The sequence below is a fragment of the Amedibacillus dolichus DSM 3991 genome (assembly GCF_000154285.1).
GTDB lineage: Bacteria > Bacillota_I > Bacilli_A > Erysipelotrichales > Erysipelotrichaceae > Amedibacillus > Amedibacillus dolichus.
On the sequence record NZ_DS483478.1, the window covers coordinates 178,286 to 200,535 of the forward strand.

At 38.2% G+C, this 22,250-nt stretch carries 31 protein-coding genes and 1 other annotated feature; of the genes, 25 read left to right on the forward strand and 6 right to left on the reverse strand.

Annotated features, from left to right (window positions below):
* The first annotated feature begins 2 nt into the window (after positions 1–2).
* The 8 genes from whiA (at position 3) to EUBDOL_RS10315 (ending at position 6,642) form a co-directional block, all read left to right on the forward strand.
* Positions 3–941, forward strand: coding sequence for a DNA-binding protein WhiA (gene whiA, locus EUBDOL_RS10280; RefSeq protein WP_004800899.1), 939 nt, complete (start codon positions 3–5; stop codon positions 939–941).
* Between the two features lie 37 nt (positions 942–978).
* On the forward strand, positions 979–1,506 hold the full coding sequence (locus tag EUBDOL_RS10285; protein WP_004800900.1) for a hypothetical protein: 528 nt from the start codon (positions 979–981) through the stop codon (positions 1,504–1,506).
* A gap of 40 nt (positions 1,507–1,546) precedes the next feature.
* Positions 1,547–1,831: a helix-turn-helix domain-containing protein gene (locus EUBDOL_RS10290; protein WP_004800901.1), complete on the forward strand. Its 285-nt coding sequence runs from the start codon at positions 1,547–1,549 to the stop codon at positions 1,829–1,831.
* A gap of 109 nt (positions 1,832–1,940) precedes the next feature.
* Positions 1,941–2,831, forward strand: coding sequence for an ABC transporter ATP-binding protein (locus tag EUBDOL_RS10295; protein ID WP_004800902.1), 891 nt, complete (start codon positions 1,941–1,943; stop codon positions 2,829–2,831).
* 29 nt (positions 2,832–2,860) lie between these two features.
* Positions 2,861–4,018, forward strand: coding sequence for an ABC transporter permease subunit (locus EUBDOL_RS10300; protein ID WP_004800903.1), 1,158 nt, complete (start codon positions 2,861–2,863; stop codon positions 4,016–4,018).
* Positions 4,015–5,370, forward strand: coding sequence for an ABC transporter permease subunit (locus tag EUBDOL_RS10305; RefSeq protein WP_004800904.1), 1,356 nt, complete (start codon positions 4,015–4,017; stop codon positions 5,368–5,370). Before EUBDOL_RS10300 ends, EUBDOL_RS10305 begins: the two co-directional genes overlap by 4 nt.
* Before the next feature lie 99 nt (positions 5,371–5,469).
* Positions 5,470–5,721 carry a hypothetical protein gene (locus EUBDOL_RS10310; protein ID WP_040463817.1) on the forward strand — a complete coding sequence of 84 codons (252 nt, stop codon included), beginning with the start codon at positions 5,470–5,472 and terminating at the stop codon, positions 5,719–5,721.
* A 6-nt stretch (positions 5,722–5,727) separates the two neighbouring features.
* The gene (locus EUBDOL_RS10315) at positions 5,728–6,642 is read left to right on the forward strand and encodes a GNAT family N-acetyltransferase (protein WP_004800906.1); all 915 of its coding nucleotides are present in this window, start codon (positions 5,728–5,730) and stop codon (positions 6,640–6,642) included.
* Between the two features lie 31 nt (positions 6,643–6,673).
* Here EUBDOL_RS10315 and EUBDOL_RS10320 read toward each other — a convergent pair whose 3' ends face one another.
* Positions 6,674–7,264 carry a hypothetical protein gene (locus tag EUBDOL_RS10320; RefSeq protein ID WP_004800907.1) on the reverse strand — a complete coding sequence of 197 codons (591 nt, stop codon included), beginning with the start codon at positions 7,262–7,264 and terminating at the stop codon, positions 6,674–6,676.
* Positions 7,265–7,457: 193 nt separating this feature from the next.
* Here EUBDOL_RS10320 and EUBDOL_RS10325 point away from each other — a divergent pair, with 193 nt between their 5' ends.
* Both EUBDOL_RS10325 and agaF read left to right on the forward strand, forming a co-directional pair.
* The gene (locus EUBDOL_RS10325; protein WP_004800908.1) at positions 7,458–8,636 is read left to right on the forward strand and encodes an SIS domain-containing protein; all 1,179 of its coding nucleotides are present in this window, start codon (positions 7,458–7,460) and stop codon (positions 8,634–8,636) included.
* Positions 8,637–8,661: 25 nt separating this feature from the next.
* Positions 8,662–9,090 carry a PTS galactosamine/N-acetylgalactosamine transporter subunit IIA gene (gene agaF / locus EUBDOL_RS10330; RefSeq protein WP_004800909.1) on the forward strand — a complete coding sequence of 143 codons (429 nt, stop codon included), beginning with the start codon at positions 8,662–8,664 and terminating at the stop codon, positions 9,088–9,090.
* Between the two features lie 86 nt (positions 9,091–9,176).
* Here the strand turns inward: agaF and EUBDOL_RS10335 are convergent, their stop codons facing one another.
* Positions 9,177–10,349, reverse strand: coding sequence for a helix-turn-helix transcriptional regulator (locus EUBDOL_RS10335; RefSeq protein WP_004800910.1), 1,173 nt, complete (start codon positions 10,347–10,349; stop codon positions 9,177–9,179).
* 418 nt (positions 10,350–10,767) lie between these two features.
* Between EUBDOL_RS10335 and agaV the strand changes: the two genes are divergently transcribed.
* The 4 genes from agaV to EUBDOL_RS10355 all read left to right on the forward strand — a co-directional run bounded on the left by agaV (position 10,768) and on the right by EUBDOL_RS10355 (position 13,850).
* Positions 10,768–11,244 carry a PTS N-acetylgalactosamine transporter subunit IIB gene (agaV, locus tag EUBDOL_RS10340; protein WP_004800911.1) on the forward strand — a complete coding sequence of 159 codons (477 nt, stop codon included), beginning with the start codon at positions 10,768–10,770 and terminating at the stop codon, positions 11,242–11,244.
* 46 nt (positions 11,245–11,290) lie between these two features.
* Entirely contained in the window at positions 11,291–12,112 is an 822-nt protein-coding gene (locus EUBDOL_RS10345; protein ID WP_004800912.1) for a PTS sugar transporter subunit IIC, read from the forward strand.
* Positions 12,102–13,013 carry a PTS system mannose/fructose/sorbose family transporter subunit IID gene (locus EUBDOL_RS10350; RefSeq protein WP_004800913.1) on the forward strand — a complete coding sequence of 304 codons (912 nt, stop codon included), beginning with the start codon at positions 12,102–12,104 and terminating at the stop codon, positions 13,011–13,013. The genes EUBDOL_RS10345 and EUBDOL_RS10350 overlap by 11 nt, the downstream gene beginning before the upstream one ends.
* A gap of 162 nt (positions 13,014–13,175) precedes the next feature.
* Positions 13,176–13,850, forward strand: coding sequence for a hypothetical protein (locus EUBDOL_RS10355; protein WP_004800914.1), 675 nt, complete (start codon positions 13,176–13,178; stop codon positions 13,848–13,850).
* An 84-nt stretch (positions 13,851–13,934) separates the two neighbouring features.
* Here EUBDOL_RS10355 and EUBDOL_RS10360 read toward each other — a convergent pair whose 3' ends face one another.
* The 4 genes from EUBDOL_RS10360 to EUBDOL_RS10375 form a co-directional block, all read right to left on the reverse strand.
* A complete protein-coding gene (locus tag EUBDOL_RS10360; protein ID WP_022420059.1) occupies positions 13,935–14,147 on the reverse strand; it encodes a helix-turn-helix transcriptional regulator in 213 nt (70 codons plus the stop codon).
* A gap of 12 nt (positions 14,148–14,159) precedes the next feature.
* On the reverse strand, positions 14,160–14,504 hold the full coding sequence (locus EUBDOL_RS10365; protein ID WP_004800916.1) for a DUF6442 family protein: 345 nt from the start codon (positions 14,502–14,504) through the stop codon (positions 14,160–14,162).
* The gene (locus EUBDOL_RS10370) at positions 14,501–14,854 is read right to left on the reverse strand and encodes a DUF6442 family protein (RefSeq protein ID WP_004800917.1); all 354 of its coding nucleotides are present in this window, start codon (positions 14,852–14,854) and stop codon (positions 14,501–14,503) included. Before EUBDOL_RS10370 ends, EUBDOL_RS10365 begins: the two co-directional genes overlap by 4 nt.
* 95 nt (positions 14,855–14,949) lie before the next feature.
* Positions 14,950–15,564: an ATP-dependent Clp protease proteolytic subunit gene (locus EUBDOL_RS10375; RefSeq protein WP_004800918.1), complete on the reverse strand. Its 615-nt coding sequence runs from the start codon at positions 15,562–15,564 to the stop codon at positions 14,950–14,952.
* Between the two features lie 156 nt (positions 15,565–15,720).
* Here EUBDOL_RS10375 and gap point away from each other — a divergent pair, with 156 nt between their 5' ends.
* From gap to EUBDOL_RS10425, 11 genes are all read left to right on the forward strand, one after another.
* A complete protein-coding gene (gap, locus tag EUBDOL_RS10380; protein ID WP_004800920.1) occupies positions 15,721–16,734 on the forward strand; it encodes a type I glyceraldehyde-3-phosphate dehydrogenase in 1,014 nt (337 codons plus the stop codon).
* 100 nt (positions 16,735–16,834) lie between these two features.
* Positions 16,835–17,011 carry a hypothetical protein gene (locus tag EUBDOL_RS11595; protein ID WP_004800921.1) on the forward strand — a complete coding sequence of 59 codons (177 nt, stop codon included), beginning with the start codon at positions 16,835–16,837 and terminating at the stop codon, positions 17,009–17,011.
* A gap of 40 nt (positions 17,012–17,051) precedes the next feature.
* Positions 17,052–17,249: a binding site (T-box leader), on the forward strand.
* 35 nt (positions 17,250–17,284) lie between these two features.
* Positions 17,285–18,619: a cysteine--tRNA ligase gene (gene cysS / locus EUBDOL_RS10385; RefSeq protein ID WP_040463820.1), complete on the forward strand. Its 1,335-nt coding sequence runs from the start codon at positions 17,285–17,287 to the stop codon at positions 18,617–18,619.
* Positions 18,619–19,005, forward strand: coding sequence for a Mini-ribonuclease 3 (locus tag EUBDOL_RS10390; protein WP_004800923.1), 387 nt, complete (start codon positions 18,619–18,621; stop codon positions 19,003–19,005). Before cysS ends, EUBDOL_RS10390 begins: the two co-directional genes overlap by 1 nt.
* The gene (gene rlmB, locus EUBDOL_RS10395; protein ID WP_004800924.1) at positions 19,002–19,727 is read left to right on the forward strand and encodes a 23S rRNA (guanosine(2251)-2'-O)-methyltransferase RlmB; all 726 of its coding nucleotides are present in this window, start codon (positions 19,002–19,004) and stop codon (positions 19,725–19,727) included. Before EUBDOL_RS10390 ends, rlmB begins: the two co-directional genes overlap by 4 nt.
* Before the next feature lie 29 nt (positions 19,728–19,756).
* A complete protein-coding gene (locus tag EUBDOL_RS10400; protein WP_040463821.1) occupies positions 19,757–20,326 on the forward strand; it encodes a sigma-70 family RNA polymerase sigma factor in 570 nt (189 codons plus the stop codon).
* Positions 20,327–20,431: 105 nt separating this feature from the next.
* Positions 20,432–20,767, forward strand: coding sequence for a DUF3784 domain-containing protein (locus EUBDOL_RS10405; RefSeq protein WP_040463823.1), 336 nt, complete (start codon positions 20,432–20,434; stop codon positions 20,765–20,767).
* Between the two features lie 295 nt (positions 20,768–21,062).
* Positions 21,063–21,212 carry a 50S ribosomal protein L33 gene (gene rpmG / locus EUBDOL_RS10410; protein ID WP_022420065.1) on the forward strand — a complete coding sequence of 50 codons (150 nt, stop codon included), beginning with the start codon at positions 21,063–21,065 and terminating at the stop codon, positions 21,210–21,212.
* 12 nt (positions 21,213–21,224) lie between these two features.
* Positions 21,225–21,401, forward strand: a complete 177-nt coding sequence (gene secE, locus EUBDOL_RS10415) for a preprotein translocase subunit SecE (RefSeq protein WP_004800928.1) — start codon at positions 21,225–21,227, stop codon at positions 21,399–21,401.
* Positions 21,402–21,413: 12 nt separating this feature from the next.
* Positions 21,414–21,965 (forward strand): transcription termination/antitermination protein NusG, encoded by a 552-nt coding sequence (gene nusG, locus EUBDOL_RS10420; RefSeq protein WP_004800929.1) that lies wholly within the window; start codon positions 21,414–21,416, stop codon positions 21,963–21,965.
* 67 nt (positions 21,966–22,032) lie between these two features.
* Positions 22,033–22,224 carry a hypothetical protein gene (locus tag EUBDOL_RS10425; RefSeq protein WP_022420066.1) on the forward strand — a complete coding sequence of 64 codons (192 nt, stop codon included), beginning with the start codon at positions 22,033–22,035 and terminating at the stop codon, positions 22,222–22,224.
* The last annotated feature ends 26 nt before the right edge of the window (positions 22,225–22,250 follow it).

The window sequence follows — 22,250 nt, forward strand, 5'->3', positions numbered from 1 at the left end:
GAATGTCATTTACAACCGATGTGAAGGCGCAGATTGCGGCGAATGAGCTAAGACCTTGCTGTATGAAAGCAGAGCTGACGGCAATTATTCAAATGTGCTCAACCTTAAATTTTACTTCGCAGGGAATCAGCCTGACGATGAAAACGGAAAATGCCACAACAGCGAAGCGGGTTTATAAATATGTGAAGGAGCTGTATCATGTAGAAGCACAGCTTTCGGTTATTCGAAAAATGAAGCTGAAGAAAAACAATGTGTATGTACTGCGTATCACTGGCAAGGCGATGGAAATCTTAAAGGATTTAGAAATTTTTACCGAGCAAGGGCTGCAATCGCACCCAAGCAGTAAAATGGTACGCAAGGAATGCTGTGCAAGAGCCTATTTAGCGGGGGCTTTTTTATCCGGAGGTTCGGTCAATTCTCCCAACAAGACCAACTATCATTTGGAAATCAGTACTACCAATTTGGATTTAGCTTTGTTTATTGAAAAGCTGATGCATCGTTTTGATTTACCGGCGAAGCATATCAAACGCCGTAATCAAGAGGTTGTTTATATTAAAGCAAGTGATAAGATCAGTGATTTTTTGCGCTGTGTAGGTGCCAGTGAAGCGGTGTTTACCTTTGAGGACAGCCGTATTCAAAGAGATTTTATGAATTCCTTAACCCGTCTTGATAACTGTGAACTGGCAAATGAAATGAAAAGTATCAGTGCCGGAAAGCGACAGTTGGAGGATATCGAATGGATTGAGAACTATCGCAGCTTGGAAACCTTGCCGATCAAGCTTCAGCATGCGGCAATGGCACGAAAACAGCTGCCGGAGGCAAGCTTTGTGGAGCTTTGTGAATATTGTGAGGAGGAATTTCAAGAGGAAATATCCAAAAGCGGTATGAAGCATCGCTTTGCAAAACTAAAGGAATTAGCGGATCAATATCGCGGAGTATAAAAGAAGAAAGAATGCACAAACTGTTAAGGGTGATAACATGATTAAGCTCTTATGGCTGTTTGTGCTTTTTTCTTTTCAGCATGGCATTTCCTATGATGTTCATTACGTGCATTGTGATATTGATGAAATCGCAGTTCGTTATGAAGAAGAAGTCGTGGACGTAGAGCTGTTTAATATTGAAATCAAGGAGAAGGCAGGTTGGAAAAAGACCTGTCATCGCTTGCAGGAGGCAAAGAAGCTGCGCATCGAGGTCGACCCCTCCAGTAAGCTTGATGATCCCTTGCCGGTGTATCTGTTTTATGATGATGAGCTTTTACAGGAAAGCTTGTTGCGGGAGGATTTAGCCTATATCAAAATCAAGAATCCGGAATATACGTATGCAAAGCAAATGGAAAAGGCAGCTCAAAAGCATACAAGTGTTATGGCGCAGGAAAAAAAGAAGGAAAATGAAGAAACTGCAATCGTAGCTCCCTTATATTTGTTAGCTGCTTTTGGGTTGTGGTGCTTGTTGCTGTTGTATGTATTGCGTTGCAAATACAAACAAAAAAGCATCGGGAAATCGTAAAGTATGATACAATACAGATATTGATAAGGAGGGTGCATACATGGCAAGTAAGCTTGTACATGATGCCCAGTCTATGCGAAGGGAGATGGATAATCAGGAACAGACAAATAACTTATCAGATATGCGTATTGAAACCCGTTTTGGGCGGAATGTTCAAATGTATCGGAAACAGCGTCATTATACGCAATTTCAATTGGCAGAATTGTGCGGATTGAATCAAAATTATATTTCGGAGATTGAAAACGGAAAACGAAATGTGACGTTACGGGTTTTGAATGATCTTGCAGAGGCACTGGGTGTTGAAGTAAAAGAATTAGTTGATTAGGAGAGGGCAAGAACCTCTCTTTTATTTTCATAAAATTTTCAGAAAATATATGCTATAATTTATAAAACATTTTCATTGTGATTTATAAGTCGAAAGGGAGGGAATATTGATGAATGTAGTAGAAGTGAAGGGATTGTGTAAAAGCTTAGGAAAAAAGGAAATTTTAAAGAATGTCAGCTTTACGATCGGGGAGCATGAAATCGTTGGCTTCATCGGACCAAATGGATCGGGAAAATCGACCACGATGAAATGCCTGACCTCTTTGTTGCGTCCGGATAAGGGAAGTATTGTAATTTGCGGACATGATTTGTTGAAGGAGAGAGAAGAAGCCTTGCGCTATACCTCGGCATTGATTGAAAATCCCGGCTTGTTTCCGACCTTAAGTGGTTTTGAGAATCTAATGTATTTTGCCAAGCTAAGAGGAGTAGATAATACACGTGTTGAAGAAATCATTGCCTTTACCAAGCTAGGCAAGCATATTCATAAGCGCTCTGCACATTATTCCTTAGGTATGAAGCAGCGCTTAGGTCTTGGGATTGCCTTATTAGCAAAGCCTAAGTTTTTGATTCTCGATGAACCGACCAATGGGTTAGATCCAAGTGGGATCATGGAGTTAAGAGAGGAACTTCGAGAACTGGTCAATAAAGAGGGTATGTCTATTTTAGTATCCTCACATCAATTAGGTGAGATGGATAAGATTGCCGATCGTTTGATCTGTATAAATAACGGGGTTATTATTGAACCGCCTCAGCATATACAGGAGCAGCATGCTTATACCTTCTTGTTTCATGGCGAAGATCAAATGCGAGCAAAACAATGTGCAAAGGGATTGCGAGTTGAAGAAAAAAAGAAAGGGCTTTGTGTGTATTTTCATAATGAGGAGGAAATGCAGGTATATTTAGGTAAACTTTTGAAGGAACAAATAATAATACGTGATATTGTGAAGGAAGTTATTGATATCGAACAGCTGTATCGTGAGATGTATCAAGAGGAAGGGTAGAATGTATAAAAATTGAGGGAGGAAACGCTATGGTAAAATTGATACAAGCCGAGCTGCGAAAGAGTTGGAAAATGCATCGCTTTCTTATGGCTGTCTTATGCTTTTTATGCTTTATGGGCTGTGCGTATGCTTTTGATATTCATAAAGGATTGGCATATCATTATCAGGAAACACCGAATGTTCGTTTGAATTACGATGTCGCAAGAAACAGATTTGTAGAGTTGAATACGATTGTCAAATTTTCGCCTGCGGATCAGATAACCCCGGAAATACGGGAAAAACGTGATCTATGGGAGGATACTTATAATAAAATCTATCGCTATTTGTTGCTGCGACAGGAATATGAGGGCTATACGGATCGCATTACACAGGTAGCGTATGATTCTGCGGCAAGCATTTATGATATGCGTACACATGCGTATTATGAAGGGGAATTTGAAGAAACAGGTATTACGCTAAAGCAGGCAAAGCTGGAAAAAGAGTATTATCAATATATGTTAGAGCATGATATCGTAATGTATGAAAACGGAAATGAACCAACGGTATGCAATTTTTTGATTTATATGTTTCAAAACGAAACGATGATTTTATTTGTGATTATTGCGGCATTCTTTTTGGTAGATGCAATATGCTCGGATTTTGATGGAAATTGTTACACTTTGGTTTATACGCAGCCACATTCCCGCATACGTATGATGTGTGCGAAGGTAATAAGTATTTTGATAATGCTGACACTATCCTTTGTGGCAGCCTTTGTGTTGTTCTCACCTTGGTTATTATTTCAACATGGATTTGGATATTTGGATTATCCTTATATTGTTGGAAATGAGATTTTAAGCTATGGACAATTCTTGGGACGCATCGCCTTGCTGGTTATTATGACGTTGTTGTTTTTTGCCGCTGTTTGCGTAATTGCGGCAAATGTATTTAAAAATACGACAAATACACTGCTGCTAATAGCGGCTTTACTGATCGTACAATATTTAGTAAATATGTTTTTCAAAGTACATTTGTGGTATGGGTGGCTGCCAATCTTCTATTTAGAGCCATTTGAAATTGTGATGGGCAATTATCCTTTATCATCATTTGCTTGTATGGGGATTTGTCTGGCATTTATCATTGTATTATGGCTGCTGTTTGTTAAGGTGATTAAGTGGCTGGATCTGAAAGGGAGTGAAGCTTTATGATTTCACTTGATACCAAACGCTTTTTGCGTAAAAAGAAGTTTTGGATTGCGATTGTATCCGTTATTGTTGTGGCACTAGTAAACTTCGGTTATAGCGGGCGTGGCGGTGGTAATCACTTTGATAATCTTTATCAGCAAGCACAAGCAAATAATGAGAAGCTGTTTATGCGCTATGACAGCAGCTATTGCATAGATGAAGACACCTATGTGCAGGTTCAAAGGACGCTGAATGGCTTTGTGCAAGATATGGAAGAGGCATATAAAGCAAAGGATTGGAAACAGTTGAATACGGTATTGAAGAAACAAAATCTGATGTTAGCCAATGCAGTGTATCAAGTAAATAAAGATAGTGATCAATCTAAGCTCTATCATGCTTACTTTAAGCAAAGTGATGCAATCATGGAAATGGTGAAACAAAACGATTTGGATTTTCCGTTGAATCTCGATGTTGTCGGTAATTATCAATTTTTATATTCCGACTTATTTGCACCGGAGGATTTTGTGGATTATCAATTCAGTGCTCGCTTTTATGATCAATTAGAAAAACAGGATATCGGGCGTATGGATTATACGACATTGGATTCGACAACAGTCTTTATTCATTTCTTACGCAATATGTTTCCCTTGTTGCCGATTATCTTAGTCGGCATCTTATGCTACGATGCTTTGCAGGAGGATCGTGATAGCGGTGTAGCACGGATATTGTTAAGTTTGCCAATCAAGCGTGTTACGTATATTCGCAAGAAGTTGGCAACCAATATGAAATCGGTATTCATGGTCTTTTTGATGCCGATGCTGATCATCTCATTAGGACTTGGCTTATTTGATCACTTCCATACCCTGAAAGCTCCGATTCTAGCAAATGTAGAAGGCATTACCTCTTTCCAAACCTTGGAAAACTCTTTGGACGGTTTAGCGAAGCGCAACTTTGAAAAAGAAGAATTTTTAGGTCTGACAAAATATTATCCGATGCCGGAATATGCAAAGTCGCCCAATCCGGAATTTGATTTCATGGAGTTGTGGCAGTTTGTTGTCTTGGTTCTGTTTATGGCAGTCTTAGTACTTATGTTTATGGTTTTATTTCATACATTATGTACGGTTATATTTCGTAATAAAATGCTGGCACTTGTTGTATCGCTGTTGGTTTTATTGATCGCAAGCTTTCTTGCACAGCCTTCCAATGTCGGCTTACTGTATGCGTTAGTGCCATTTACCTTTTTCAATCCGGTCGATATATTGTCCGGCTATACGAGTTATAGTTATCTGAATGGTATTTTGATCTTAAGCATGTATAATATCATCTTATATCTTTTGATTGTATGGCTCTATAATAAGAAGGATATTGTCAGCTGAAAAAGCAAATTTCAGATATTTCAAGAGAGGAGTGCCTCTCTTTTCTTTCCATTCTGATGAATTTGTATTATAATGAAAAAAAGAAAGTGGGTTATATTTATGGAAACCATCATATCAATACTTATATTGTTGTGTATTATCGGAATAATCGCCTTTTTGTTGCCGATCATTTTGCCGCTTGTGCTGATTATCGTTGCAGCAGTGGGTATTTATATTTGGTATTTACGTAGAAAGATGATGAAGCATTTAGAGGAAGATGAGGAAATCATTTATACCTTTGAACAGGATAATACCAATCCAAGTGAGGATATTATTGATGTAGAATATAGCGAGCGAGAGGAAGAGGAGTAAGTAGCTATGATCAAGGACGCAGAAAGGCAGGAAAAGGACGAAATTTTGCATTTGTGGAAGCTGTGCTATCCGACACAGGACGAGGCATATTTGCGGTTTTACTTTGATCATATTTACGATGATGGAATTACCGTTGTGAAAAAGCAAGATGATTTGATCATCAGCTCCCTGCACATGAATTATCATGTAATGAACTTTCATGGGAAATTGTTGAAATGCAGCTATTTATTAGGAGCTTCGACCTTACCGGATTATCGCCGCCGAGGACATTTTAATGCTTTGATGGAGTCGATGCTAGATGAGGCAGAGCATAATTGTCTGATTAGCTTTATGAAGGCATTTAATCCTAAGGCGTATGCACGTTATGGCTTTGAGGTTGTGTATGAACGCAAAGCCTATACGATTGGCAAAGCGTATTTGCATGGGATTAAGCCGTTACGTGTATTTGATCATGCGACAGCCGAGGAGTTGTTGTATATTTATAAGCAGTTTACCAAGCGTTTTGATGGTTATCATGTACGCGATATAAAGTATTATGAGCTGTTGTTGGAGGAACTGCGTCTTGGAGGAAAGCAGTTGAGTGTTTATCGTAATGAGCATCGTGAGGTCAAAGGCTATGTGATTTCAACACTTCGCAAAAACGAGGTGATCGTACACGAAGCGGTGTATATGGACTCGGCAATCCTAAAACGACTTTTGAAAAAAGCTTTGGGAGTACACGAGGAAATCACATTGGTTGTTTCCAAGCATGAGCATATTGAAAAGGTTTTTCCTTTGGCAATTCCGAAAAAGCAGCCGTATCTTATGGCTCGTATCAATAATTATCAGCTGTTTAACAAGCTGTATAATGGAAAAGCAAGAAATGTAAAAGAGGCATTTGCAATCGTGAGAAAGCCCTTGTGGAATCACGAGTATTATTAGGCAAAATGCCTTTTTTATTAAAAAAGATCGCTTAGTAGCGATCCTCAATGTTGTGTTTCTTTTTATAGCTTAAGGCATATCCCTGATAGCAAGCCATACCTAAAGCGATGATACCGATTGCCACGCAAATAACAACTCGTGTTGTATCGGTATTCGATTTATCCGCAAACGGAAGAGCGATGATCAAGCCGGCAAACACGATGTATAGGACAATTTTCAAAACGATTTTCTTGCCCTCTGAGCTTGCGGCAGTAAGAATTCTCGGCGGACGTTCCTTTGGCTGAAAATTCATAATCAATGTTTGGTGTCTTAGGAAGGAACGGAATTTATATTCCATAACTGCCCAAACAAGCAGGGCGGCACCAAGAGCGAATGGCAGTGTCCATTTTCCGAAATCAAAGGTATATACCAAAATACCGACAACTGCTGCTAGTATGAAACGGTTTGCATAGTTTCGATAAGATGGAACATTGGAAATTACATATCCGTTTTTTGTGAAAATGTCATAATATACATAGCGATTATGATTATCCTTATATATATGCATTCCGGAAAGTTCTTCCGCCAGTTTTTTACGATTTTGTTTCAGCTGTTCTTTTTTGCTTAGTTCTTTTTTAGCCATGATTTTCACCTCTAGGTTACATTATATATGGTATTGTTTTTTTCGTAAAGTAAAACAGGATATTAAATTAGCGAACATTTTGCACAAATTAACAATATTGATTTTAACTCGTTGTTTTTTTACAAACCATATTATATAATGAGAGCGTAAATGAAAGAGATTTCGTAGGTAAATCTAGAAAAGGAGTGAAAACATGATTTTCGGAAAATCAACAAATGAATGGGAAGCTCTAAAGGCCATCTTTACAGCTACCGAAATCAATCAGCAGCCAGCTACTTGGAGAAAAACAATTAAGCAGGTAGAAGATGCAAAGGAAGAAATTGCGGCATTTATTGCAAATGTTACAAAGCATGATGATTATGATATCATCTTGACAGGTGCGGGAACAAGTGAATTTGTCGGAAATGCGATCTATTCTTTCTTGGCAGCAAAGACAAATTTCAAAATTAAATCTTATGGTACAACAGATATCGTAGCGACTCCGGAAAACTACTTATCTCAAAACAAGCCAACATTATTGGTATCTTACGGACGCAGCGGAAACTCTCCGGAATCCGTTGGTGCAGTAGAGGTTGCAGATGAAGTTTGTGGAGACAACATCTATCACTTATTCATTACTTGTAATCATGAGGGTGCATTATCAAAAGCAGCTGCTTCAAGAAATAATGCTTATGCAATCAACTTAACTCCGGAAACACATGATCAAAGCTTTGCGATGACTTCAAGCTATTCTAACATGATGCTTGCGACATTGTTATGCTTCAATTTAGATGAGCTTGATGCTGTGAAGGCAGAATTGGAAGATGTAATCACAGCTACTGAAAAGCTATTGGCAAACAAATGGGACGAAATGAAGAATGTTGTGGATACATACAACTTCGATCGTATCGTTTATCTAGGCGCTAACTGCTTGAAGGGTGTAGCTCAGGAAAGCCAGTTAAAGATGCTGGAGCTTACTGCCGGTAAAGTAGCTACTATGTTTGATACACCTATGGGCTTCCGTCATGGACCTAAGTCTATCGTTAATGACAACACATTGACAGTTGTTTATGTAAGTGATGATGCTTACACTCGTCAGTATGAATTAGATCTTATCAAGGAAATGAGCGGACAGCGTAAAGGCAACAAGCTGATGGCTGTTATGAATAAGATGGACGATGAAATTGCAGGCTTGGTTGATTATGCGGTTTCTTGTGATCTTGAAAAAGAACACAACAATGCATATCTAGGATTCTGCTATATCACAGTTGCGCAAATTTTAGCATTGTTTAAATCTCTATCTTATGACATCACAAGTGATAATCCATGTCCAAGTGGAGAAGTCAATCGTGTAGTTAAAGGTGTAATTCTTCACCCATACACAAAGAAATAAGAAAATTACAGGAGGAAATAAAAGAATGATCGGTTTAATCGTAACAGGACACGGAAATTTTGCTTCCGGTCTAACTAGCTCTTTAAAGCTAATCGCCGGAGATCCGGAAAACTATGTAGCAGTAGATTTCTTGCCGGAATATTCCGTAGAAGATTTGGAAAGAGAATTAACAAAGGCATTTGATGAATTGAAGGACTGCGAAGGTATCCTTGTACTTTCTGACTTAGGTGGAGGTTCTCCATTCAAAACTGCAGTAACCATCGGTTATCCAAAAGGAAACGTTGAAGTTCTTGCGGGAACAAACCTTCCAATGATGATCGAAGTTAATATGGCACGTAAATTCATTGAAGATTTAGGTGCACTTACAGATATGGCAATGAACACAGGTAAGGATCAGGTTGTTCGCTATGAATTTGTACCTGTTAAACAGGAAATTCCTGAAGACGGTATTTAAGCATAAGAAAAGCGAGGAAATCTCGCTTTTTATTTGTTTGTAAAAAGGAGAGCAAAGAAAAAGCATTCATAAGGCGAATGCTTTTTCTAATTATAAAGTGTTTTGGCATAATCGCTGGGAGTGATGCCGAAGTGCTGTTTAAATTTTCTGGAAAAATAATGAATCGAGGTAAAGCCCAGCATACTGGAAATCTCACTAATCGTATAAACACTTTCTTTGATTAAAAGCTTGCTTTTTTTCAGTTTGATATCGCTGATATAATGTTTCGGTGCTACTCCTAGATTATTTTTAAATAGAGTTTGCAAGCTAGAGCGGGAAATGGAGAACTTCATACATATTTCTTCAATCGTTAGCTGTTCGTATATATTATCATTAATATAAATAATAATTTCATTTAATAATTCATTCTCAAAGCGTTGCTGCGTAGGGGTAGAAGCAATCGGAGAGCTTTCTAAAAAATCGTATTGCAGAATGCGAATGATCAGTTCCTTGAGGTAACAAAGCATAAGTTCACCATCATACAGCATTTCGTTGTTGCTGATTTTGATAAGATTGTTCATTGCCGAATGAATATCACGATGAGAATGGTAAACACGATTCGTTAGTAAATAGGGATCAGGCGTATCCATTTCAAATAGTAAAGTCAAATAGGAACAGGATTTGCTGTTTCCGGTTCTTTGGGTATGGTACTGTCCCGGAGCATAGAGAATAAAATCCATTTCGTCTAGTTCATAGGTTTCACCATCAACGGTTGTTTCCAATTCTCCGTTATCAATGAATGTCAATTCCCAATAATCATGCTTTTCACCTTCAAAGGTATAGTTAGCATTACGCACCTGATAGTAATAGGCTAAAATTTCTTTAATATTGATGTGGGATACAATCGGTTCGTAAACGATCGGAGTTTCCTCATAGGTAGGAATGCTGTGGCGTTTGGCATGTGCTTCGGTTTCGATTTCTACCTTGGCATTGGAAGAAATACATAAAAAGTTAAACTCTACACCTTTCTTTATTTTTATATAGCGATGGATAACAAAACGCTCATATTCCTTGGCAGTTTCATCGTTGCTGACAACCAGCATCACGATACCGGAGGTTACTTTCACGAATACATCACAATCGTAAAAATAAAATTTGTCAAAGCTTTTATCTTTTAATCGCAGTGTGGAGACACTTAATTTTTGTGCCTGCCGGCGATTGATTTCGCTAACGATTTCCCCGTATTTATTAAAAATGAAGCTGGTTGTTTTATTAAACATTGTGATACACCTCTGACTTTTTCTGTATTTAGTATATCAAAATTTATGATTATTGGACAAAAGAAATGCCGTTTATTTTGCAAAAATATTGATGAAATCAGTTACATGGTTTGAAAGCTTTTTCAAGTTTGGGATTTTAGCTTTGTGTCATAAATTTCGACAAGGATTGACATGAAATCACATAATATGTGTTTTTTTGATATACGTATGGATAAAAACGTAAATTGCGATGAAAATAATAAAAAAATCAATGCAAGTTGTTAAAAAGTGCAAAATCACAAATAAAAAGTGTAAAGAAATATCTGCAGATTTGTGCAAAAATCTAATCGACTTGAAAGGGTTTTCTATTCTAAACCCCACCTCATCAGGGGTCAAGAAAATCAATTAAAGTTTATGTTGGTAGAAAGGAGAGAGCAAAATGCCAAACATTGTATTAACGCGAATTGACAATCGTCTAATTCACGGACAGGTTGCAACACAATGGTGTGGTGTTGTTGGCGCTAACTTATTGTTGGTCGCAAACGACAAGGTTGCCGGTGATGAATTCCGTCAGGGACTTATGAACATGGCTGCACCTGCGTATGCACAAACAAGATTTTTCACGATCGAAAAAACTTGTGCAATTATCGGGAAGGCTAGTCCTGCTCAGAAAATTGCGATTATTTGTGAGAATCCACAGGACGTACTTCGTCTAGTAGAGGGTGGAGTTCCTATCACAAAGCTTAACATCGGAAACATGCACATGGCAGAAGGTAAACGTCAGGTAGCTACTTCCGTAGCAGTTGATGATGATGATGTTGCATGCTTCAAAAAATTGCAGGAGCTAGGTGTAGAACTTGAAATCAAGCGTGTACCTGATACTCCGGCAGAAAGTATTGAAAAATTATTTAAATAAGAATTTCAAAATTCGTTTCTAAAATTGAATTGAAAGGAGAAACACAATGGAAATAAGCATTATTCAGGCTCTTCTAATCTTCGTTGTAGCCTTTATTGCAGGTATTGACCAGTTCAGTTTCCTAGAGTCTCTTTACCAACCAATCGTCTTAGGACCAGCTATTGGTGCTATTCTTGGTAACTTCGAACTTGGTATTGTAGTTGGTGGTGCTTACCAGCTAGTTCAGATTGTTTCAATGCCAATCGGTGGAGCTCAGCCTCCTAACGCAATCATGGGTACAATCATGACTGCAGTATTCGCAGTATCTATGAATCTTGAACCAACTGCTGATGGCGTTGGTCTTGCCGTAGGTCTTGCAATTCCTTTCGCAGTATTCGGACAGTATGCTGTAACATTGACATTTACAATCATGTCAGGTCTTATGGCTAAAGCTGATAAGGCTGCTGAAGAAGCAGATCCAAAAGGTATCGCAATGGTTAACTACATTGAAATGTGCATCTTGGGTGTATTGTTCGGTGCTCTAGCTGTTGCAGGTGTTTACGGTGGTAAACTTCTAGGTGGTACACTTCGCGACTTCTCATTCCAGTTCTCTTGGGTAATGGCTGGTTTAGATGCTGCTGGTGGAGCTATGAAGTTCGTAGGTTTCGCTATCCTAATGAAAGTTATGATGTCAGGCGAAATGTGGGGCTTCTTGCTTGCAGGTTTCGTTATGGCTAACATTTGCCAGAACATTCCGGCAATCAGTGGTGCTACATTGTTGATGTGTGCATTCGTTGGTTTAGCAGTTGCACTTTACGACTACCAGACACAGTCTAAAATCAAAGCAAGTGCAGGTTCTTTTGTAGGAGGTGAGTCTGATGGCATATAATATTCCAGAAAAATATCAAGACTTAACACCAGCTCCACAGCTGGATAAGAAAACATTAAACAAAATGGTATGGATGTCATGCTTCTTGCAGGCTTCATTCAACTATGAAAGAATGCAGGCTGCAGGTTGGTTATGGGGTATCCTTCCAGGTCTTCAGAAAATTCATACAAACAAAGAAGACTTGAAGGCTTCTATGGCTCACAACCTTGACTTCTTAAATACTCACCCATTCCTAGTAACATTCGTTATGGGTATCGTATTATCACTAGAACAGAACAAAGCTGATACACAGACAATCCGTTCTGTACGTATCTCTGCTGCTGGTCCACTTGGTGGTATCGGTGATGCATTGTTCTGGTTGACATTAGTGCCAATCACTGCAGGTATTACTGCTAACATGGCATTGGAACAGAAGAGCATCGTTGGTGCTATCTTGTTCCTAGTTATCTTCAACGCATTCCAGTTCGTAATTCGTTGGTGGTTAATGCATTGGTCTTACAACCTTGGTACAAAGGCTGTAACTATGCTTACTAGCAATGCGAAAGAATTCACTCGTGCTGCTTCTATCCTTGGTATCTTCACTGTAGGTGCATTGATTGCTAACTATGGTGGAACTACTGTTCGTATCGCTATTGCTGATCCAGCAATCAACGTACAGGGCTTGATCGATGGTGTTCTTCCTAAATTGATCCCATTACTAATCACTTTAGGTCTATATGCATTGATCAAAAAAGGTTGGACTCCAATCAAATGTATCATCTTGATCCTAGTTGTAGGTATTTTAGGTTGTGCATTCGGTATTTGGACAGGTGATTCTAAAGCTATCGATGAAAACGGTGCTGGTATCAACGGTGGATACAACCCACTTGTTGAATGGTATGAATTACCTGCAGCTGAATAATTTATATTGTTCAACTGTAATTAACCTATTTCTTTGCTTAGCAGAGAAAATGGCAGAAATCAGAGCTCTCTCATTCTGCTTTAGATGTAAAAAGCATCAAAATAAAGACCACAGAAACTTTCTGTGGTCTTTTGCAAAATATATAAGAAACGAGGCAGTTGTATGAATTATATAACCATTGGAGTATTATGTACGATTTTAGCATGTATCTTCCTTTATTATATTTTAAAGAATCATTACGTAACTAAGCTTACCAAGGCTATGCACTCTGAGCGCTATCCGGAGGTTGTTGATATGAGCAATCGAGCGATATATCAGCGTTTCATTGGCTCTTATGTATGTGATTTGTATCGAGTGAAGGCATATACACGCTTGGGTGATGATCTGAAATTTAAGGAAGTGCTGATGGAGGTCGTGAAAAAGGACTATCCTCAGGAGAAACGCAAGGAATTTTTAGAATTATATTTGCATTATTTCCTTTTAAAAAAGGATCAGGAATATGCTGCACGCATGCTTGAGGAAATCAAGGCACTTGGTGAACCAAGAGCATACACATATAATGAACAGGCATTTGATGTTATGATTAACGGTGCAACGGATTTGATTGAAGTTATGGAAGATGAAATCAATTCTAAGCAATTCAACGGTTTTGGCTTAGGTGTTCTAGTATATATGATCGGTAAGCAGTATTATTTGTTAGATAACAAAGAAGAAGCTTTGACATATTTCTATAATTCTTTATCTTGCTTTCATAAAAGTGCTATCTATGTAGCAAGTGCAAAAGCTTATGTGGAAGAAATTTGCGAAGAATTAGGCAGACCACTGCCGAAATATTAAAAAAATCCATTTGAAGTGGATTTTTTTATTTGCACATATTATAAATAAGTTCATCATACAGTGGAAACTTAAAAACAGCCATAGCTATTCATCGAAGTAAAAAAGCTCCTCAAACTTCTTATCCAAAGCAATACATAAAATCAAGGCTAGTTTTGCAGTAGGATTGAATTGTCCGGTTTCAATTGAACTTATGGTATTACGTGAAACACCTACTATTTGTGATAATCGCTCCTGTGATAATCCTTTTTCACTTCTAACTTCTTTTAAATGATTTTTTAAAATCAATTTCTCGTCCATAGGCATATCCTTTTATGATCGAAACATGGTGATCAAACATGCGATTACGCCAACCAACCAAAATATAGTATAGATAAGATGTCTTTTCTGTCTTAGATAAAGATACTTACTACCGTATTCTATTGCACTCGTTAAAAACATTGTAAGCCATAAGACATCTTTTAATATAAATTGTTTTTCAAAGATGGCTACGGTTCCACTTGTGATGCCGAAATCACATGAAACAGCTAGTATGAATAAACAGGTTTCTGCAAAAAAATAGCCATTATTTTGTGCAGTTTCTTTTTTTTGAATTTCCAATTCATCGCCCTTGCTGTTTTCCTCTCTGCTGCGTTTTAAAATATCTTCCTTATTCATGATAATCCTCCTTTAAGCATCAACACAATGTCAGTTATTAAGAGGCATAACCAAAAAATCGCAAGGAAAAGATGGCGTTTATGTTTAAAATATGCATATTTAGTTCCATTTTCGGTTAAGAAAGAGAGAAACAATATAGCAAATAGAATATCTACTAGCCGAAACTGCATATTGAAGATTGCAATGTTTCCGGTAGTAATTCCCATATAACAGGATAATGCAAGTATCGAGATACAAGCGTTAGTTACAAGATAACTGTTATTCATTGAATTTTCTTTCTGCTGAATTACCAATTCATCGCCCTTGCTATTTTCTTCTCTGCTGCGTTTTAAAATATCTTCCTTATTCATGATGCCCCTCCTTTGCCAAGTTTTCTTGGTAACTATATTATATATTAGCCAAGTTTACTTGTCAATTAGTAGAGGAATGATAGAATATATTACACTTAGGAAACTATTGGATTTGTGATGATTTCATCAACCATTCCATAGTCTAGAGCTTGCTTTGCGTTCATATAAAAATCGCGATCACAATCACGAATGATAATATCTTTATCCTGTTTGGTGTGCTTGCAAAGAATTTGGTATAACTTTTCTTTAACCTGTTGGATATGCTGAGCAGCGATTTCCATATCAATAGCTTGTCCTTGCATACCACCAAGCGGCTGATGGATCATAATTTCACTATTCGCCAATGCAAAACGTTTTCCATTGCTTCCGGCACAAAGTAACACTGCCGCCATACTTGCACACATTCCCATACAAATCGTTGATACTTCACAGGGAATATAGTGCATGATATCATAAATGGCTAATCCGGCTGTAACGCTGCCGCCATTGGAATTGATGTATAGCTGAATAGGAGCTTTGGAACATGTGGATAAATATAAAAGCTGTGCACAGATAGAGGCAGACATGGCATCGTCGATTTCTCCGCAGAGGATAATAATGCGCTCCTTCAAAAGACAGGAATATAAATCGTAAGCATGCTCACCATTGATGTTTTTCTCTATAATTGTCGGTACGATTACCAAGTAGATCACTTCCTTTTCTCTTTCCATAAGTATGCATATCGCATGGTTTTTAATACCGCTTTATCGAAACCGCTCGAAAGGTAAAAAAAGCGTGATAAAATTTGCACAAGTGAAAGAAATCTCAATTGACATTCCAAATGATAATACGTATAATAAAGGAGGTTAAAAAGGAGGACTTTGAAGATGACAGTAAAAGTTGCTATTAATGGATTTGGACGTATCGGACGTCTAGCATTCAGACAAATGTTCGGAGCTGAAGGATATGAAGTAGTTGCAATCAACGATTTGACTTCTCCTAAAATGCTTGCACACTTATTAAAATACGATTCAACACAGGGTACTTATGCAAAAGCTGATACAGTTGTTGCAGGTGAAAACTCAATTACCGTTGACGGAAAAGAAATCACTATCTACGCTGAAGCAGATGCTAAAAACCTTCCTTGGGGAGAACTTGGTGTTGACGTAGTATTAGAATGTACTGGTTTCTATACATCAAAAGCAAAAGCAGAAGCACACATTCAGGCAGGTGCTCGTAAGGTTGTTATTTCTGCACCAGCAGGAAATGACCTTCCAACAATCGTTTACAACGTAAACCACGAAACATTAAAGCCAGAAGATACAGTTATTTCTGCTGCATCTTGTACAACAAACTGCTTGGCACCTATGGCTGATGCACTTAACAAGCTTGCTCCAATTCAGAGCGGTATCATGACAACTGTTCATGCTTACACAGGTGATCAGATGACTCTTGATGGACCTCAGAGAAAAGGTGATCTTCGCCGTTCACGTGCAGCTGCTTGCAACATCGTTCCTAACTCTACTGGTGCTGCAAAAGCTATCGGTTTGGTAATTCCTGAATTGAACGGAAAACTAATCGGTTCTGCACAGCGTGTTCCAACTGCTACAGGTTCTACAACTATCCTAGTTGCGGTAGTTAAGGGTAAAGTTACAGTTGATGAAATCAATGCTGCTATGAAGGCTGCAGCTACTGAATCTTACGGATATAACACTGACGAAATCGTTTCTAGCGATATCATCGGTATGCGTTATGGTTCTCTATTCGATGCTACTCAGACAATGGCTATCGAAATGGAAGATGGAAACACTCAGGTACAGGTTGTTTCTTGGTATGACAACGAAAACTCATACACTAGCCAGATGGTTAGAACAATCAAATACTTCTCTGAATTAGCATAATTCTAAGAAATTGATGATAAAGGATCGAGTAAATGCTCGGTCTTTTTTATTTGCTTTTTTCACCTTCTTGGCATACAATGAATACAAATGAGGTGAGGGCATGGCAGTAAAGACAAAGCTGAATACAAATGACGGCGATGAGGTAAAGGAAGGCTTAAAGGCAGCTGATGATTTAGATGCAGCATATATTCATGATTTAAAGGCTGCGGGTATGAGTGAGGATTTATTGGCTCAGTTTGTAAGCATCAGTGAGGAATTATCAAAAAATAAGAAATGATTGTTGAAGAAAGATATAATCATTGATATACTAAATACACAAGAAACCAAAGAGAAGGACAAGTATTTACAATACATAGCACAAAAGCGATTTCTGGACGGTGGAAGCAGAAAGTGTGATGTTGTAAAGAATGCACCTTTGAGGGATACTTCGATAAGTAGAAGATACGTAGCTACGGCGTTAACGTGATAAAGTGGAGCATTCAAGCAAGGTGGAACCGCGCGGCAGCGTCCTTGCATTAGGTGCTTTTTTTATTGTTAGGAGGAAATGGAAATGAAGCTATTTAATAGTATGACACAAAGTATAGAGGAATTTAAGCCGCTTCATGAAGGCGAGGTTCGTATGTATGTGTGCGGTCCGACTGTTTATAACTACCCGCATATTGGAAATGTCCGGCCTATCGTTGTATTCGATACGTTGAAGCGGACACTTCAGGCAATCGGATATAACGTAAAAATGGTATCAAATTATACCGATGTTGATGACAAGATCATCAAGGTCGCAAAAGAAGCAGGAGTAAGTGAAAAGGAAATAACGGAAAAATTTATTAAAGCATATAATGAGGATCGTTTATCTTTGCATGCCATGATGCCTGATGCAGCACCGAAGGTAACGGAAACAATGGACGCAATCATTGCATTTATCAATTTATTGGTTGAAAAAGGCAATGCGTATGTTGTCGATGGCGATGTGTATTTTCGTGTGAATAGCGTTGATGATTATGGAAAACTGTCCAATCAACAGATTGAGGATTTAATGGTAGGAGCACGTATTGACGAAAACAGCAAAAAGGAAAATCCTTTGGATTTTACCTTGTGGAAGCGTACGGAGGAAGGAATCCGCTGGCAGTCTCCTTGGTCTTTGGGTCGTCCGGGCTGGCATACCGAGTGTGTCGTGATGATCAATGATGTGTTTAAAGAGCCGATCATTGATATTCATGGCGGTGGAATGGATTTGAAATTTCCGCATCATGAAAATGAAATAGCGCAGTCCAAAGCAGCGTATGGAACGGCAATCGCGAAGTATTGGATACACAATGGAATGGTAAATATCGACGGAGAAAAAATGTCGAAATCCCTTGGTAATGTTATCTGGGCAAAGGATATGATTGCCTCTATCGGTGGAAATGTTTTGCGTTGGCTGATGCTTTCCACACATTATCGCAGCCCATTAAATATCAATGAGGACGGAATCGAAACAGCACGTAAGGAGCTTTCGAAAGTGATGCAGCCGTTAAAGCAAGCCTATGTTAAGTTGTCTTTGGCAGATCATGTAATCGGTGAGGATCATGATGAAGTATTGGTTGCGCCATTTCTTGCGGCGATGGAAGATGATTTAAATACACCAAATGCCTTTGCGGCTTTGTTTGAGGCAGTGAAGGTATTTAACCAAACCCTTCGCCAGCGTGAAATAGACTATGCAAAGCTGTCAAAACAATGTGTCAGTATCGAAAAGATGCTGGATATTTTGGGGATTGAAAGCCAACGCTTAGTGTTGAGTGATGAAGATAAGGCATTGCATGGAAAATGGCGTGCGGCGGTTAAGGAAAAAGATTTCGAGCAAGCAGATATGTACCGTGCAAAGCTAATAGAACGAGGCATTCTTTAATGGATATCAAGGAATATAACGGAACAGCACTTGCTTATATGGGTGATGCGGTAATGTCCATGTTGGTGCGTAAAAAGCTACTGGCTCAAGGCTATCAGCAATCAAGAGTATTGCAGAAGAAAAGTGAAGCATGGGTGAGTGCCAAGGCACAGGCAGCTTTTTTAAAGGAGTTAGAAGCAATGAGTTTCTTTCGTGAGGAAGAATGGGATATCGTGCTGCGTGGAAGGAATACCAATCCGAAAAGCAAGGCGAAAAATGCAGATATGATTACGTATCGCTATGCCACCGGCTTAGAGGCTGTTTTTGGTTACTTGTATTTAATGAAGCAAGAGGAACGCTTAATGGAGCTGTGGCATGCGATTGAAGCAATAGGAGAAAAACGATGACGCAATATGTATATGGAAAAAATGTTGTAAAAGCATTGTTAGCGGATAAAAAGAAAGTTTATGAGATTATTTTATCTGATGGCTTCCGTGATAAAGAGTTGGAGCAGGAAATCCGCAAAAGGAAAATTCCTTGTAAGGTAAATAGCCGCAAAAAAATGGATACGATGTTTTCCGGCAGCAATCATCAAGGAATTGCGGCTAAAATTGATGACTATAAGACATACACGATAGAAGAATTAGTCGCAGGTGTGCCAAAGGGAAAAACACCGCTCTTTGTTATGCTTGATGAATTGGAGGACCCACATAATTTAGGTGCTATTCTTCGTACCTGCGATTGTGTGGGAGTTGATGGAGTCATCATCGGCAAGCATCGTGGTGTAAAGCTGACACCAACGGTCGCAAAGGTATCAACCGGTGCGATTGATACGGTTAAGGTTGCGGTAGTTACCAATCTTGCGCAAACCTTAAAGGGCTTAAAAAAGGAAGGCTTTTGGGTAGCCGGTGCAGATTTTGATAATTCTCAGGATTACCGCCAAGCAAGCTATGATATGCCCCTTGTTCTTGTGGTTGGCAGTGAAGGCTTTGGGATTAGTCCGCTAGTGAAAAAGAACTGCGACTTTTTCGTTCGTTTGCCAATGGAAGGCAGCGTATCGAGTTTAAATGCTTCCGTAGCATGTGCTGTTTTATTGTATCAAATATATGCTCAAAGAAATCCGTTATAACACTTACTCCCTATCGTATGGGAGGAATTATGACAGAAATCAGTGATTATGAGTTAATTTATATGATTCGCCAAGGAGATGATGCTGCATTCTCACAGCTTTTACAGCGTTATGATGAATGCAGTCGTCATTTGATCTTTCATTTTATCAGACATGATATTGCATACAATAACAAAGACGATTTTCGTCAGCTTGCGGCAATGAAAATGCTGCAAGCAATTCAATGTTATCGTGAGGACAAGCTGGTTAGCTTTGCTTCCTTTTATCAAAATATCCTTCGTCGTGCACTGATTGATTATTTACGTGTGAATAAGCAAATTTTGATGACGCAGGGATATGGCAGTGTTTATGATAATCTTATATGTGATGGAGAAGGACAATATACAACAAATAGCAGTAAAAACGAAACCATTAGCAAGTCTGTTTTATTGCGTATCGAAGAAGCGATGGAGCATCTTAATGCTTTTGAAAAAAAGATAGTCGAACTGCGTAAAAACGGTTATACGTATGCGGAAATCGCAACGGATTTAAAAGTCAGTGAATATATTGTTGCACGTACGATACGTAAAATAAGAAATACACAAAAGAAATCAAGATGAATAAATCTTCTTCAATATTCGAAAAAGAATGCTGTTTATTTCTAGAATGATATAATTTATGCTAAAGAGAACAATAAATTTGAATTCGTGGAGGAGGTAGACATTGTGAATATAGGATTTTGGTCATGTGTAGTTTTAGTGATACCTTTTGGAACTATGGGAATTTTATTTGCACTCTTTAAAGATAAAGCTGCAAAATATGTTTCAGGATTTAATTCATTTTCTAAAGAAGAACAGGCACTGTATGATAAATACCAGATTTCTCGTGATATGAGAAACCAATGTTTTACATGGACAGCTATACTGTTCATAGGAGCACTTCTGTCTTATTTTTTAACGTCATATATGGCTATACCAACGTATATTGTTTGGTTAATTTTGTTCTTTAAAGAGGTGCATTTTGATAATTACAAAGCATTTGAAAAATATTTATTAAAGTAAATTTAAATTAGAAACTCATAATTTTATAGGTGTTTAGCACACTTCATAGGATTTTAATAAAATTCTCCGAAAGTCTTGAAAATAAAGGATTTATCGCAATTAGTACATCTTATCTATTTATATGGTTTCACATAGTGTTACCCTTGTCCTGCACAATCATAAGGACAAAATCAACTTCGTTACACTAAGACATTATCATTTTTGATTCATAAAAATGTACAAAAGAAATCAAGATGAATTGACGAAAGGATTAGTTTATGATAAAGTTAATAGGTCAGAAAGAGGTGTTTTTTTTATGGGCGATAAAGTGATTTTGACTTGCACCGAATGTCTTTCTAGAAACTATACAACAACAAAAAACAAGAAAACGCATAATGAACGCATTGAGCTTCGAAAGTTTTGTAAGAAATGCGGAAAGCATACAATTCATAAGGAAACAAAATAAGGAGGTTATGTTATGAAGTGGTTTAGCATCGGTGGAATTGTTAGTGAAATACGTAAAATTGAGTGGCCAACACCTAAGCAGCTTATGAAGGATAGCATGATTGTCTTTGGTTTTGTTTTATTCCTAGGCATTTTCTTCTTTCTTTGCCAGGTCGTTGTATCTGCTTTCTTGAGTGTTATCGGAGTGTAGGAGGGGTATTGTATGGAACAGGAAAATCAAAAACAGTGGTACGTTGTCAATACATATGCCGGACATGAAAATCGTGTAAGAGAAAATCTTGAACGTCGTATCGAAACAATGGGTCTTCAAGATAAGCTATTCCGTATTATCGTCGCGGAAGAAAAAGAAATTGAATATAAAAACGGTAAAGAGGTTGAAAAAACCAAAAATCTATTTAGCGGATATTTGTTTGTGGAAATGATCATGACAGATGAAGCTTGGTATATTGTGCGAAATACTCCGGGAGTTACCGGATTTATCGGTTCCAGTGGTGGAGGAGCAAAGCCGTTTCCGGTTGCCGAGGAAGAAATGGAAAATATCTTGCGTCGCTTGGGTATGAGTGAGCGTAAGGTACAGGTTGATTTCGAGGTTGGTGATCGTGTACGTATTCTCAGCGGTGCATTTGCGAATGTTGAAGGTACTGTAGAGGAACTTCATGATGATGAACAGACAGCGGTTGTATTAACGATTTTGTTTGGGCGCGAAACTCCAACGGAAATTCCGTATGGCGATTTAGAAAAAGTAGAGCTTTAGTAAATAAGCTAAGATGCGACAAAATTTGTCGTGTCTTTTTTTTATAATAAGGTCGGGAAGTGGAAAAATGAAATATAGGGCAGGTGTGATTTTCTTGATCAGCGGTCTTTTGTTGCTGTGGAAGCCGGATATGAGAATAGATTTAGCCATTGAACAATGTTTGCTTTTTTTCATGGATAATTGGCCCTTGCTGTTTATCTTATTAGGAATTTTTTTGTTACAGCCGAAAAAGAAAAAGTCCAAGCCGCGCAAATCTTGACAAATTTTGAACTTTCTATATGATAA